Below are 12,888 nucleotides of genomic sequence, written 5' to 3' on the forward strand. Positions count from 1 at the left end.
GGCCACACATTCTCACGGATGCGGCGGGGCTCCGGTTCAGGCGCGCGACTCCTCGAAAGCCGTCGGGGCCACCCGGTTGAACACCTCGTCGGTGCTGCCGGAGGGTCCGCCCGGTGATCCGCCGGACTGCCCGTCGGAGGCGAGCAGATACGCCTGCGCCTCGCCGACGTGGAAGTACATGCCGTGCAGTTCGAGCCTTCCCTCGGCCAGACGCCGGGCCACCGCCGGGTGCGCGCGCAGATGCTCCAACTGCTGGACGACATTGGTGAGACAGAGCTGCTCGACCGCGTCGGCCGGCAGCCGGCCGGAGATCCTGGCCCACGCGTGGTCGCTGCTCCTCATCCGCTCCAGACTGGGCCGGCCGTGCCGCAGCCAGCGGGTGAGGGGGGAGGACCCGGCTTGCGGGGTGGGCTGCGAGGCGGCCTGCGAGGTGGTGGTGGTCTCCGCGGTGGCCTGCGAGGCGGGTGTGCCGGGTGTGTCAGCCGTGTCCGTCGTATCGGGGGCGTCGGGTGTACTGAGGAGGGCCTGCATCGCGCCGCATCCGGAGTGTCCGCAGATGGTGATGGACTCGACCTGGAGCACATCGACCGCGTACTCGATCGCGGCCGCCACCGACTCGTCCTGCCCCTGCGCACCCTCCTCCCCCGGAAGGGGGACCAGATTGCCGACATTGCGCACGGTGAACAGATCGCCGGGACCGCTCGCCGTGATCATGCTCGTCACCAGCCGCGAGTCCGCGCAGGTGAGGAAGAGCTGCGAGGGCTGCTGGCCCTCGCGCGCGAGCCGCGCCAGCTCGCCCCGGACCCGCGGAGCCGTATGGCGCTGGAACGAGCTGAGCCCACTGGCCAGTTGTCCGCCCTGGACGCGGCTCGACACCCACTGCTTGTCCGTCGACCGCCCCTCCGTAGGCGGCTGCTCCACGGGCGCGCCGCAGTGGTGGTTGCGCCACGGCGTCCACGGCCGACAGCAGGTGTTGGACCCCATCGCCGGCTCGGCGGGCTCCGCGATGGGGTCCCCCGATCCGCCGGTGAACTCGACCGTGCCGCCCTGGGCCAGATGCGCGACCTGCCAGTCGTGCAGCGCCTCGTACGCCGCGTGGTCCATGAACGAGCCGTCCAACTCGACGACACAGTCGCTGCCCTGGGGTACCTGGTGCAGCAGCCGGCTCAGCCGCGGGACGGCCAGGAACGTCAACTGGCCGCGTGCGCGCAGCCGGTGGACGCCCTCCTGCTCCTCCAGCGTGATCCGTGTCCGGGTGACCCGGTGCAGCGCGACGGCGACCGCCAGGGCGATCCCGATGGCCACCCCCTCCAGGACGCCGGTGAACACCACGCCGGCCAGCGTCCCCACGTAGACGAGCAGTTCGCGGTTGCGCTGCACGTTGCGCATGTGGACGACGTTGACGAGCTGGATGCCGATGACCATGACCAGCGCGGCGAGAGCGGCCAGCGGGATCAGGTCGAGCACCGGCACCAGGAAGAGCGCGGCGACGGCGACCCACAGACCGTGCAGCATCGCCGAGTGCCGGCTGACAGCGCCCGCGGCCACGTTCGCCGCGCTGCGGACGGCGACGCCGGTGATCGGCAGCCCGCCGAGCGCGCCGGAGACGACGTTCGCGGCGCCCTGCCCGGCCAGCTCCCGGTCGAGCCTGGCGCGTGGAATCTGGACGTCCTGGTCCTTGCGGGCGGCCACCAGCTTGTCGACGGCGACCGCGGACAGCAGTGACTCGACGCTGGCGACCAGGGTGACGGTGAGAACGGCGGCGAGCAGTCCGAGCACCGGCCCCTGCGGCAGTTCGGGAAGGGCGTGACTGCTCCAGGAGGGCAGATCGACCCGGTCGAGGCTCAGCCCCGCGCCGACGGCCACGAAGGTCGCGGCCGCCACCGCCGCGAGCGCGGCGGGCGCCTTGCGCAGCATCCGGCCCGTACGCCCGGGGATACGCGGCCAGGCGAGCAGCACGCCCACGGTCAGCGCGCTCACGGTGATCGAGGCCGGGTGCAGATCGGCCAACTGGGCGGGCAGGGCATGGACGTTGGCGACGGCGGAACTCTGCGGGCTGCCGCCGAGGACGATGTGCAGCTGCGCGAGCGCGATCGTGACGCCGATGCCGGCCAGCATGCCGTGCACGATCGCCGGGCTCACCGCGAGCGCCGAGCGGGCGACACGCAGTGCGGAGAGGCCGAGTTGGGCGAGGCCCGCGAGCACCGTGATGGCGCAGGTGGTGCGCCAGCCGTACTGATGGATCAAGTCGGCCGTGACGACGGTCAGACCGGCCGCCGGCCCGCTGACCTGGAGCGGCGCGCCTCCGAGGCGGCCGACCACGAGGCCGCCCACCGCCGCGGCGACGAGACCGGCCTGGAGCGGGGCGCCGGTGGCGAGGGCGATGCCGAGAGAGAGCGGCAGAGCGATCAGAAAGACCGCGGTGGAGGCGGAGATGTCCGCTCCGGCGATCCGGAATCCCCGCCGCCGGCCGGGCGGGGGGCTGTGGGGCTGGTCTTCGTATGTGGGGGCGCAGGCAGACATGGTTCCCGTCTCCTCCGGGGCGGCGCGGTCGCGGGACATGGGGGGCCGGGGCCGTGGCTCACGGCCTGCGAATGTCGAGATCATCAACGCTCAGTAAACGGATCGTAATGGAGAGTAAAGATTCCGACATGACTTTCAGGGCAAATGGTGCAAACTTTCACCCGCGCCAGTGATTAGTCATTTTGTACGGCTTGTCATACCGGATCCCCTCGGGTCCCAGTGCGACGTTGTCGGCGCTCGGCGCCGTGCCCGGCGTTTCGACGCTTCAACGCACAGAATCTGAGGAGGTGGGCGGATGCTGGCCGTCACGAAGAGGATCGTCTGCGGTGCGGCTGTCACGGCGCTGGCCGTGGGACTCGCGGGATGCTCGGGGGCCGGTTCGCCGGAACCGAAGGACAAGGCCAACGCCGAGAGCGAGGACGGCTCCCATGGTGCGAAGAAGGGGGCGGGGCCGGCCAAGAGCGCGGTGCGGCTCATCGGCGACGGTTCGACCGCGTACACCGGCGCCCAGCCCGGTGTCCTCAAACCGGAGCGCCTGAAGCCCGGTCAGAAACCGCCCCAGTTCGTGGTGTTCTCCTGGGACGGGGCCGGTGAGGACAGCCAGAAGCTCTTCTCCCACTTCCGCGAGGTGGGCAAGAAGTACGACGCGAAGATGACGTACTTCCTCAGTGGCGTCTATCTGCTGCCGAAGGACAAGTCGAAGCAGTACAGCCCGCCGCAGCACGCCGTCGGCCGCTCGGACATCGGCTTCAACGACACCGAGGGGATCAAGAACACACTGCGGGAACTGCGCGGCGCCTGGCAGGACGGCAACGAGATCGGCACCCACTTCAACGGCCACTTCTGCGGGGCGAACGGCGGCGTCGGCAGTTGGTCCGTCGAGGAGTGGAAGAGCGAGATCAGCCAGGCCAAGGCGTTCGTCAAGAACTGGAAGACCAACACCGGCCTGACCGCCGAGCCCCCGCTGCCCTTCGACTACGAGAAGGAACTCGTCGGCGCCCGCACGCCCTGCCTGGAAGGGCAGAAGAACATGATGCGGGCGTCGAAGACGCTGGGCTTCCGCTACGACTCCAGCGGCGTCGGCACCCAGGTCTGGCCGAAGAAGACCGAGGGCATGTGGGACATCCCGCTCCAGCTCGTCCCGGTACCGGGACGGCAGTTCGAGACGCTCTCGATGGACTACAACTTCATGTTCAACCAGTCGAAGACGGTCAACGGCGACCCGTCGCAGCACGAGTTCTGGGGCAACCAGATGCGTGACGGCCTGATCCAGGCCTTCGGCCGCGCCTACGACGGCAACCGCGCGCCGCTGATCATCGGCAACCACTTCGAGTCGTGGAACGGCGGCACCTATATGCGCGCCGTCGAGGAGACGATCAAGACCGTCTGTGTGAAGGACGGCGTGCGGTGCGTGACCTTCAAGGAACTCGCGGACTGGCTGGACGCCCAGGACCCGGAGACGCTCGAAAGGCTGCGGGGGCTGGCCGTGGGGGAGAAGCCCAAGGGCGGCTGGCAGTCGTATCTGACCGCGCCCAAGGCGCCGGCCTCCCCCGCGCTCCCGGCGGGTCCGGACGCACCGGCCGCACCGGCTGTCCCGGACGCGCCGGCCTCCCCGGCGGTCCCGGACGCGGGCGACGGCCCGGCCTCCTAGGGGGTGTCCGCAAAGTAGCGAGCGGGCTGTGAGCCGCGAGAGCGGTTCGAGCGGTGGTACGGGCGGTGCCTCGACGCGCCGCGCGTACCACCGCGCCCCGTTCAGCTCGGCTGCGGAACCGCCGCGTCCTCACGGAGCACGAACGACGGGTCGACCTGTGCGGCCAGGTCCCCACCGGTCTTCGCATTGCCCCAGCTCTCCGCGTTCCTGAGGTGGAAGTGCACCATCTGCCGGGTGTAGCGCTCCCAGTCCCGGTTCGCGTACGAGTCCTCGGCCGCGTCCTCCAGGACCTGGAGCGCCACCCGGTTCTCCGCCTCCAGCAGCTCGAAGCGGGCCGGGCGGCCCTTCTCCATGGAACGCACCCAGTTGGAGTGGCCGACGGTGACGAGCAGGTCGTCGCCCACCTCGTCCTGGAGGAAGTCCACGTCGTCCTGGGCCTGGACCTTGTTGCCGACGACGTTCAGCGCGATGCCGAAGTCCCGTGCGTACTCCTTGTACTGGCGGTAGACCGACACTCCCTTACGTGTCGGCTCCACCACCAGGAACGTCATGTCGAACCGGGTGAACATCCCGGACGCGAACGAGTCCGAGCCCGCCGTCATGTCGACCACGACGTACTCGTCCGGGCCGTCGACGAGGTGGTTCAGGAAGAGTTCGACCGCGCCGACCTTGGAGTGGTAGCAGGCCACCCCCAGATCGGACTCGGTGAACGGGCCCGTGGCCATCAGCCGGATGTCGCCGTCGTCCAGCCGGACGGTGCGGGCGCAGGCCTCGTACACCGGGTTGGACTCGCGGACCCGCAGCAGCCGGGAACCCTCGCCCGGGGGCGTCGTCTTGATCATCGAGTCGGCGGACGTGATCCGCTGATTGGTGCCGCGCAGATACTCCTTGATGAGCGGGAGGTGCGCGCCCATCGCGGGCAGCGCGGCGGTCTGCTCCTCGTCGAGACCGAGCGCGGCCCCGAGATGCTGGTTGATGTCGGCGTCCACCGCGATGACGGGGGCCTCGTTGGCGGTCAGATGGCGGATGAAGAGCGAGGCCAGCGTCGTCTTGCCGCTGCCGCCCTTCCCCACGAAAGCGATCTTCATGTTCACCTAGCGTAGTGCTGATGTCGCTGTGCGCTGTCACTTCCGCCGGGAAAGACCACTCCAACGTGGGGCGTGCGATGTGGGCGCGTAGCCTTGCTACCTATGAGTACGACAGCTTCGAACGCTTCGTCCGCTCCGCGAGGGCATGACCCTCTCGCCACACTGGCCTCTCTGCCGGGCGTCCCCGACGCGGTGGATTCGGTGCGTGTGGCGGTCGACCGGGTCTACGGGCACCGCGTGATGAGACGGCGCAGCAACGAGGTCACCTCGGAGGCCGCGCTGCGTGCGGCGCGCGCGTCGGCGGCCCTCTCCGGGGCGGACTGGGCGCTGGAAGAGGTGCGTCGGCGCAGTGACTTCGGCTCCGCGGCCGACGCGCTGACGGTGGGAGCCGCACTGCGGCTGACCGCCGAGGCGGGCCAACTGCTCTCCATCTGGCGGCAGTCGCCGGTACGGGTGCTGGCCCGGCTGCATCTGGTGGCCGCCGGTGGCGTCGGCGCCGAGGCGACGGCCGCGGATGCGGGGACCGCGGGGGAGACGGTGGGGCGGCCGAGGCTGGCCGGTGAGCCGGTGGTCGAGACACCGGGGCCGGACAGCCCCAAGCCGCTGATCGAGGCACCGCTGCCCGGCGCCGACGAGGTGGCCGGACGGCTGGACGGCCTCTCCGGGCTGGTGGTCCAGGGGAGTTCGGCGCCCGCGCTCGTCACGGCGGCGGTGGTGCACGGTGAACTGCTGGCGCTGCGCCCCTTCGGCTCGTACAACGGCCTGGTGGCGCGGGCCGCCGAACGGATCGTGCTGATCGGCAGCGGGCTCGACCCCAAGTCGATCTGCCCGTCCGAGGTCGGGCACGCGGAGTTGGGGCGCGCCGCGTACGTGGCGGCGTTCGACGGGTATCTCTCGGGGACACCGGAGGGAATGGCGGCGTGGATCGCGCACTGCGGGCGCGCGGTCGAACTGGGTGTCAGGGAGTCGACCGCCGTCTGCGAGGCGCTCCAGCGCGGCGCCGCCTGAGCCGGCCGCGCGGGTCTGCGCCGGCGGTCGGTCCGGCGCCGGCGGCCGTTTCGCGGCGCCCGTCGCACACGAATGCGGCGGTACCGGAGAGGTACCGCCGCTGGCACGTCCACCCAGTTACCAAGCGTCCTCGTAGTTTTGCCCATCAGGTCGGGTACTTCGCCCGTCCCTGGTGCGGCTGGCCCGTAATCGACGGGTCGACGTCGCGTGGGTACTCGGTTTTCATGCGCGGTCCGTGGGGCCTTCTGCGTCAACAGGTCATCCTCTCGGATGTCCTTGGTCTCGCGGGCCGTCGATTCCTTTGTACTCCTGTCGGGAGGCAAGGGAAAGCCCTCGCCCGGCAACTTTACTTTTAGGTTCAAATATGGGCGAACCGCCTCGTGGTGGCCGGTCCGGTCATGCGGAAGCCGCCTGGCGTCGCCGGCTCGCGTACCAGACCAGCCCCGCGGTGGCCGCCGCCGCGCCCACCGCTGCCGCCGCCACGAGCGCCGGCCGTGGCGGCATGGAGAAGGCGGGCAGCCGCTGCTTGAGCCGGACCGGTCGATCGAAGACGAGAATCGGCCAATCGCGGGCCACCGCCTCGCGCCGTAGCGTCCTGTCCGGATTGACCGCGTACGGGTGGCCGACCGACTGGAGCATCGGCAGGTCGGTCGCGGAGTCGCTGTACGCGTAACAGCGGTCCAGGTCGTATCCCTCGGACGCGGCGAGCGCCTTGACCGCCGCGGCCTTGGTCGGCCCGTACGCGTAGTACTCGATCTCACCGGTGAAGCAGCCGTCCTCGCCGACCACCATGCGGGTCGCCACGACCCGGTCGGCGCCGAGGAGTTCGCCGATGGGCTCGACGACCTCCGCGCCGGACGTGGAGACGATCACCACGTCGCGTCCGGCCGTGTGGTGGTCCTCGATGAGGGAGGCGGCCTCGTCGTAGATGATGGGGTCGATGAGATCGTGCAGCGTCTCGGCGACGATCTCCCTGACCTGCTGGACGTTCCAGCCCTTGCAGAGCGCGGAGAGGTACTCGCGCATGCGCTCCATCTGGTCGTGATCGGCGCCGCCGGCGAGAAAGACGAACTGTGTGTATGCGGTGCGCAGTACGGCTCGGCGGTTGATCAGTCCGCCTTGATAGAAGGACTTGCTGAAGGTCAACGTCGAAGACTTCGCAATGACCGTCTTGTCCAGGTCAAAGAAGGCCGCTGTGCGAGGCAAGGAGTGGTTTTCCACGAAGTCGAGCATAGGCGCCCACCATTCGGCGTAAGGTACGGCGCGTGGGTTTGCCTGAGAAGGCTCTCGGGTACACCATGGAAGTCACGGATCGTTCGCGACCGTGCTCACCTGGTCCGGCTCCTCCCCCCCCCGAGTCGGTCTGGGGGACGACCCCCGCTCTCCCCCCCGGCGGGGGTCGTCGCATGTCCGGATACGTTTCCGGTGCCCGGACCCCAGGTCTCCGCGCATCCCCACTCCTTGTGGCGCTTCGCGAGCGCGGATCCGATACGCACTCTACTCGTCACTGTGCGTAGTCGCCAGGCTGCTCTCGGAAGTCACCGGTATGAGCTACGGAGTTATTCACAACCGGTGAGTTGTCCACAGCTTTTGAGCAAGATCCACACGTTTCTTCCGTGCGGTGCACCGTGATTTCCGACCGCGAAAGTTCGCGGTAGCCGGAATCACGGATGCCGGATCACTTCGAGATCGCTGAGAGCCCGCTCCGCCGATGCCCTTCGGGTGTCCGCGGAAGGCGGCGGTTCGCGCTTCGGCGCTACTGCGGACATCGATCCGGGATCGCGGTAAATAGGGGGTGGAGAGAATGGCTGGATTCAGGACGTCCGACCGCTCGCCGGTCGCCGAAGGGCGCCTGGCCGGGCCGCTGATCGTGACCGAGGACGTCGAACTGCTCGACGATCTCCTGCGGCTGTGCGCGGCCGCCGGCGCGGAGCCGGAGGTGCACCACCGCGTGCCCGAGCGGCGGGGCGGCTGGGAGTCCGCGCCGCTGGTCCTGGTGGGCGACGACGCGGCTTCACGCTGCCGGTCCGCCACCCGGCGCCGGGACGTGCTGCTCGTCGGCCGGGACCAGGACGACCCGGACGTATGGCGGCGGGCGGTCGAGATCGGCGCCGAATGCGTGCTGCGGCTGCCCGACGCCGAGAGCTGGCTCGTGGACCGGATCGCCGATGTCGCCGAAGGAGTGGGGCGCCAGGCGCTCACCGTCGGGGTGATCGGCGGCCGGGGCGGTGCCGGGGCTTCCACGCTGGCCTGCGCCCTGGCGGTCACGGCGGCCCGGCAGGGGCTGCGGACCATGCTCGTCGACGGCGATCCGCTCGGCGGCGGGCTCGACGTGCTGCTCGGCGGCGAACGGGCGGAGGGTCGCCGATGGCCTGATTTCGCCGCCTCCAAGGGGCGGGTGGCGGGCGGTGCGTTGGAGGAGTCGCTGCCCCGTCTGCACGATCTGCGCGTCCTCAGCTGGGACCGGGGCGATTCGGTACTGGTCCCGCCCGAGGCCATGCGTTCCGTTCTCGCGGCGGCCCGCAGGCGGTGCGCCGTCGTGGTCGTGGATCTTCCGCGCCGGGTCGACGAGGGCGTGGCGGAGGCGCTGGCGCAGTTGGACGTCGGACTGCTGGTGGTGCCGGGCGAGCTGCGGGCCGTCGCCGCCGCCGGCCGGGTCGCGTCCTTGGTGGGCATGGTCCTGCCGGACCTGCGGGCGGTGGTCCGAGGGCCGTACGCGACCGGGCTGGACGACAGCTGGGTGGCCGACGCGCTGCGGCTGCCGCTCGTGGGTGAACTTCCCGAGGAGCCGGGCCTGCTGGCCGCCCAGGAGAGGGGCGCGCCACCGGGGGCGAGCGCGCGGGGGCCGCTGGCGCGGTTCTGCACCGGTTTCTGGGAGCGGGCGCTGGCGGGTGCCGGGGACGGGAGCGTGACCGCGTGAGCGCCCCGGCGCGTCCCAGGGGCGCGCAGGTCGGTGGAGCGCTCCTGGACGCCGTACGGCAGCGTCTGGCGGAGAGCGGGGCCGAGCCGACCCCGGCGCGCGTGGCGGCGGCCCTGAGGGCCCAGGGGAGGCTTCTGGGGGACACGGAAGTGCTCGGCGCCGCCGAGGAGTTGCGGTGCGAGCTGGTCGGCACGGGGCCGCTGGAGCCCCTGCTGGCCGACCCCTCCGTGACCGACGTGCTGGTCTCGGCACCCGACCGGGTCTGGGTGGACCGGGGCGGCGGGCTGGAGCCGGCGGACGTGTCGTTCGCCGACGCCTCCGCCGTACGGAGGCTGGCGCAGCGGCTCGCGGCGGTGGCGGGCAGACGGCTGGACGACGCGCGCCCGTGGGTCGACGCACGGCTGCCCGACGGGACGCGCATGCACGCGGTACTGCCCCCGGTGGCCGTCGGATCGACCTGTCTGTCGCTGCGGGTCGTACGCCCCCGGGCCTTCTCGCCGGCGGAACTGACCGCCGCCGGGACGGTGCCGCCGGGTGGCGAGCGACTGCTGCGGGCACTGATCGAGGCCCGGGTGTCTTTCCTGATCAGCGGCGGCACGGGCTCAGGGAAGACGACCCTCCTGTCGGCACTGCTCGGTCTGGTGGGCGAGCGCGAGCGGATCGTACTGGCCGAGGACTCGGCCGAGTTGAGGCCCGATCACCCGCATGTGGTGCGCCTGGAGGCCCGGCCCGCCAATCAGGAGGGCGCGGGCGAGGTGACGCTGGAGGACCTGGTGCGGCAGGCGCTGCGGATGCGGCCCGACCGGCTGGTGGTCGGGGAGGTGCGCGGAGCGGAGGTGACGACGCTCCTCGCGGCCTTGAACACGGGCCACGAGGGCGGCTGCGGGACGGTCCACGCGAACACCGCCGCCGACGTGCCCGCGCGGCTGGAGGCCCTCGGGACGGCCGCCGGGCTCGACCGGGCCGCCCTGCACAGCCAGTTGGCGGCGGCGCTGTCGGTGGTGATCCATCTCGTGCGGGACCGGGCCGGGAGGCGTCGTATCGCCGAGGTGCACGTGCTGGAGCGGGACGCGGCCGGGCTGGTGGTGCCGGTGCCCGCGCTGCGCTGGGGCGCGGAGGGGTTCGCGTACGAGCGGGGCTGGCCGAGGCTGCGGGCGCTGATCGGGGAGGCGCTGTGACGGCGATGGAGAAGACGGCGATGATCCCCGTCCCGATCGGCGTCAGCGCCTTCTGCGCCGTGGTGTCCGCGGGGTTGGCGGTATGGCACTGGGCGGACCGTGGGTCGGTGTCACGGCGGGCGGAGCTGCTGTTCGGGGGCAGCGCCCGAGGCCCCGCCGTGGCTGGGGCGAGGGGGAAGGCGGCGCCGTCGTGGCAGCGTGCGGCGACGGCGGTCCGGAAGCGGCTGACGGCGTCGCCGAAGGAGTGGTTCTGCCTGCCCGTCGCCGCCGTGCTCGCTCTGTGGGGCGAGTCGGTGCTGCCGCTGGTCGCCGGCGCGGTGGCGGTGCCGCTCGTGCGGCGGCGGCTGCGGGCAGGGGAGCGGCGGCGCGTGGCGGAGCGCCGTGCGGAGGCGGTGCGCGGGCTCTGCGACGTACTCGTCGGGGAGTTGAGGGCCGGGGCGCAACCGGCCGAGGGCCTCACCACGGCCGTCCGGGCCGTCGGCCGTGACCTGGACGGTTCCGAGACCGCTCCGGTGGTCGCGGCCGCCCGATTCGGCGGCGATGTCCCGGCGGCTCTGCGCCGGGTGGCCCGGCTGCCGGGTGCGGAGGGCCTCGTCGGGGTCGCGGCCTGCTGGCGGGTCGCGGTGGACGGCGGGGCGGGGCTGGCCGCCGGGCTGGAGCGGCTCGGTGCCACTCTGCGCGCGCGGCGCGATCAACAGGAGTCCTTGAGGGCTCAGTTGGCGGGTGCGTGGTCCACGGTCGTGGTGCTGGCGCTGCTGCCCCTGGTGGGTCTGGCGATGGGCTGGGCCATGGGCGCCGATCCGATGGGCGTGCTGCTGCACACCCCCGCCGGGCTGAGCTGTCTGGTGGTGGGCGGGCTGCTGGAAGCGGCGGGCTTCTGGTGGGCCGGGCGGATCGTCCGGAGCGGGAGCGCGTCATGAACGAGCGGCTCGCACAGGGGGATTCGGTCCACAGCGTGTGGGTGGCCGCCTCGCTGCTGGCGGCGGTGGTGTCGGTCGTCCTCGCGTGGTCGGGGTGGCGGCGCGAACGGGCCGCGCGCGGACGGACGGTGGCGCTGCTGGCCATGGAGGCGGCGCCCGGTCGGCGGCGCACACGACCGGAGTTCGCGGCGTGGGTCAGGCGGTGGGGACCGCCGCTGGGGATCGGGTGCCTCGGCTGGGCCCTGGTCGGGGGGATCACCGGACCGGCGATCGGGCTCGCCTGTGCCTACGGCGTCGGGCGGTGGCTCCGTACCCGTGAACCGGATTCCACCGCGACCGCGGACGAGGCAGCACGGCAGTTGCCCCTCGCCGCTGATCTGTTGGCCGCCTGCGTCTCGGCGGGCGCGAGTCCGCGCGAGGCGGCCGAAGCAGTGGGGGAGTCGCTGGGCGGGCCGGTGGGGGACCGGCTGGTGAGTACGGCGGCGGCGCTGCGGCTCGGCGGCGAACCGGTCGAGACGTGGGGGCGGTTCGGCGAGATACCGGGCGCCTCGGACCTGGCCCGCTGTCTGGAGCGGGCCGGATCGACGGGAGCGCCGGCGGCGGAGCCCGTCGCCAGGCTGGCCGACCGCCTCAGGGCGGAGCGCGCCCGGCAGGCGGCGGCGCGCGCGGGCCGGGCCCAGGCGCTGATCACCGCCCCGGTGGGGCTGTGCTTCCTGCCCGCCTTTCTGGCGGTGGGAGTGGCACCGGTGGTGATCGGCCTGGCGACCGGGCTGCTGCGGGGCAACTGAGCTCTTCGACCGAGCTGTTTCAACTGTGCTGACTCAACGGGAGGTTGACATGAAGATGCGGATGGGCCTGTCGGGACGACAGGCGTGGCGTGCGGTGGAGGGTGCGAGCAGGGTGAGCCGACTGCGCCGGAGCAGGGCCCGGGTCGGCGCCGACCGGCGGACGGGAATCGGCACGCGGCCCCGTGCCGGGCTGCGGACCCGTGCCGGCCTGCGGGCGGACTCCGGAAACGTGAGTGCCGAGTACGCGATGGTGACGCTCGCCGCGTGCGGTCTCGCCGCCGGGCTCTACAAGGTGGTCACGAGTACGACCGTCACGGGCGCCCTGGAGTCGGTCATCGGGAACGCTCTCGATGCGAAGTTCTGAGTCCGGTGCGGCGGTCGGGGAGGGCGGCACCTCGCGGCCTTCCGGAGAGGACGGCGATCGGGGGTCGGTGACGACGGAGGCGGCCGTGGCGGTGCCGGCGCTGGTGGTGTTCGTCGCCGCGCTGCTGTGGGCCCTGATGGCGGCCTCCGCGCAGATCCAGTGCGTGGACGCCGCGCGGGCGGGGGCTCGGGCCGCGGCCCGGTCCGAACCCCGGGCCGCGGCGGAGGAGGCCGCGCGCTCCGCCGCCCCCGCCGGAGCCGAGGTCACGCTGGCCCGGTCGCGGGACCTGTGGCGGGTGCGGGTGGAGGCCCCGACGCCGGGGCCCCGGGGCATCGCGCTGACGCTCACCGCGGAGGCGGTGGCACCGGCCGAGGACACGGTGCCGGGCGGGGCGGCGGCGGGGCCTGTGAAGGAGGTGCCATGAGCCGGGACCGGGGATCGGCGACGG

The 12,888-nt window shown here is 72.2% G+C and carries 11 protein-coding genes; 8 read left to right on the top strand and 3 right to left on the bottom strand.

Annotated features, from left to right (window positions below; all coding sequences use genetic code 11):
- Positions 1 to 36: 36 nt before the first annotated feature.
- The gene (locus GXP76_RS16145; protein WP_242572213.1) at positions 37 to 2,523 is read right to left on the bottom strand and encodes a bifunctional SulP family inorganic anion transporter/carbonic anhydrase; all 2,487 of its coding nucleotides are present in this window, start codon (positions 2,521 to 2,523) and stop codon (positions 37 to 39) included.
- Positions 2,524 to 2,818: 295 nt separating this feature from the next.
- Between GXP76_RS16145 and GXP76_RS16150 the strand changes: the two genes are divergently transcribed.
- Complete coding sequence (locus GXP76_RS16150; protein WP_242572214.1) at positions 2,819 to 4,174, top strand: hypothetical protein; 1,356 nt, start codon at positions 2,819 to 2,821, stop codon at positions 4,172 to 4,174.
- Positions 4,175 to 4,275: 101 nt separating this feature from the next.
- Here GXP76_RS16150 and GXP76_RS16155 read toward each other — a convergent pair whose 3' ends face one another.
- Positions 4,276 to 5,262, bottom strand: coding sequence for an ATP-binding protein (locus GXP76_RS16155; RefSeq protein ID WP_242572215.1), 987 nt, complete (start codon positions 5,260 to 5,262; stop codon positions 4,276 to 4,278).
- 102 nt (positions 5,263 to 5,364) lie between these two features.
- On the opposite strand from GXP76_RS16155, the gene GXP76_RS16160 reads away from it, so the two are divergent.
- On the top strand, positions 5,365 to 6,270 hold the full coding sequence (locus tag GXP76_RS16160) for an oxidoreductase (protein ID WP_242572216.1): 906 nt from the start codon (positions 5,365 to 5,367) through the stop codon (positions 6,268 to 6,270).
- 396 nt (positions 6,271 to 6,666) lie between these two features.
- Here GXP76_RS16160 and GXP76_RS16165 read toward each other — a convergent pair whose 3' ends face one another.
- The gene (locus tag GXP76_RS16165; protein ID WP_242572217.1) at positions 6,667 to 7,503 is read right to left on the bottom strand and encodes an HAD family phosphatase; all 837 of its coding nucleotides are present in this window, start codon (positions 7,501 to 7,503) and stop codon (positions 6,667 to 6,669) included.
- 571 nt (positions 7,504 to 8,074) lie between these two features.
- Between GXP76_RS16165 and ssd the strand changes: the two genes are divergently transcribed.
- From ssd to GXP76_RS16195, 6 genes are all read left to right on the top strand, one after another.
- A complete protein-coding gene (ssd, locus tag GXP76_RS16170) occupies positions 8,075 to 9,190 on the top strand; it encodes a septum site-determining protein Ssd (RefSeq protein ID WP_242572218.1) in 1,116 nt (371 codons plus the stop codon).
- A complete protein-coding gene (locus GXP76_RS16175) occupies positions 9,187 to 10,368 on the top strand; it encodes a TadA family conjugal transfer-associated ATPase (protein ID WP_242572219.1) in 1,182 nt (393 codons plus the stop codon). Before ssd ends, GXP76_RS16175 begins: the two co-directional genes overlap by 4 nt.
- Before the next feature lie 5 nt (positions 10,369 to 10,373).
- Complete coding sequence (locus GXP76_RS16180) at positions 10,374 to 11,288, top strand: type II secretion system F family protein (protein ID WP_242572222.1); 915 nt, start codon at positions 10,374 to 10,376, stop codon at positions 11,286 to 11,288.
- On the top strand, positions 11,285 to 12,076 hold the full coding sequence (locus GXP76_RS16185; protein WP_242572220.1) for a type II secretion system F family protein: 792 nt from the start codon (positions 11,285 to 11,287) through the stop codon (positions 12,074 to 12,076). The genes GXP76_RS16180 and GXP76_RS16185 overlap by 4 nt, the downstream gene beginning before the upstream one ends.
- Before the next feature lie 49 nt (positions 12,077 to 12,125).
- Positions 12,126 to 12,440, top strand: coding sequence for a DUF4244 domain-containing protein (locus GXP76_RS35870; RefSeq protein ID WP_308354142.1), 315 nt, complete (start codon positions 12,126 to 12,128; stop codon positions 12,438 to 12,440).
- Positions 12,441 to 12,507: 67 nt separating this feature from the next.
- Complete coding sequence (locus tag GXP76_RS16195; RefSeq protein ID WP_308354143.1) at positions 12,508 to 12,864, top strand: TadE family type IV pilus minor pilin; 357 nt, start codon at positions 12,508 to 12,510, stop codon at positions 12,862 to 12,864.
- The last annotated feature ends 24 nt before the right edge of the window (positions 12,865 to 12,888 follow it).

Origin of the sequence: Streptomyces sp. NP-1717 (assembly GCF_022695985.1) — a bacterium.
Lineage (GTDB): Bacteria > Actinomycetota > Actinomycetes > Streptomycetales > Streptomycetaceae > Streptomyces.

Excerpts from the sequence above, each read along its gene's own strand:
- GXP76_RS16145 (WP_242572213.1), bottom strand. The coding sequence starts at position 2,523 with ATGTCTGCCTGCGCCCCCACATACGAAGACCAGCCCCACAGCCCCCCG.
- GXP76_RS16155 (WP_242572215.1), bottom strand. The coding sequence starts at position 5,262 with ATGAAGATCGCTTTCGTGGGGAAGGGCGGCAGCGGCAAGACGACGCTG.
- GXP76_RS35870 (WP_308354142.1), top strand. The coding sequence starts at position 12,126 with ATGAAGATGCGGATGGGCCTGTCGGGACGACAGGCGTGGCGTGCGGTG.
- GXP76_RS16165 (WP_242572217.1), bottom strand. The coding sequence starts at position 7,503 with ATGCTCGACTTCGTGGAAAACCACTCCTTGCCTCGCACAGCGGCCTTC.
- GXP76_RS16150 (WP_242572214.1), top strand. The coding sequence starts at position 2,819 with ATGCTGGCCGTCACGAAGAGGATCGTCTGCGGTGCGGCTGTCACGGCG.
- GXP76_RS16180 (WP_242572222.1), top strand. The coding sequence starts at position 10,374 with ATGGAGAAGACGGCGATGATCCCCGTCCCGATCGGCGTCAGCGCCTTC.
- ssd (WP_242572218.1), top strand. The coding sequence starts at position 8,075 with ATGGCTGGATTCAGGACGTCCGACCGCTCGCCGGTCGCCGAAGGGCGC.
- GXP76_RS16160 (WP_242572216.1), top strand. The coding sequence starts at position 5,365 with ATGAGTACGACAGCTTCGAACGCTTCGTCCGCTCCGCGAGGGCATGAC.
- GXP76_RS16185 (WP_242572220.1), top strand. The coding sequence starts at position 11,285 with ATGAACGAGCGGCTCGCACAGGGGGATTCGGTCCACAGCGTGTGGGTG.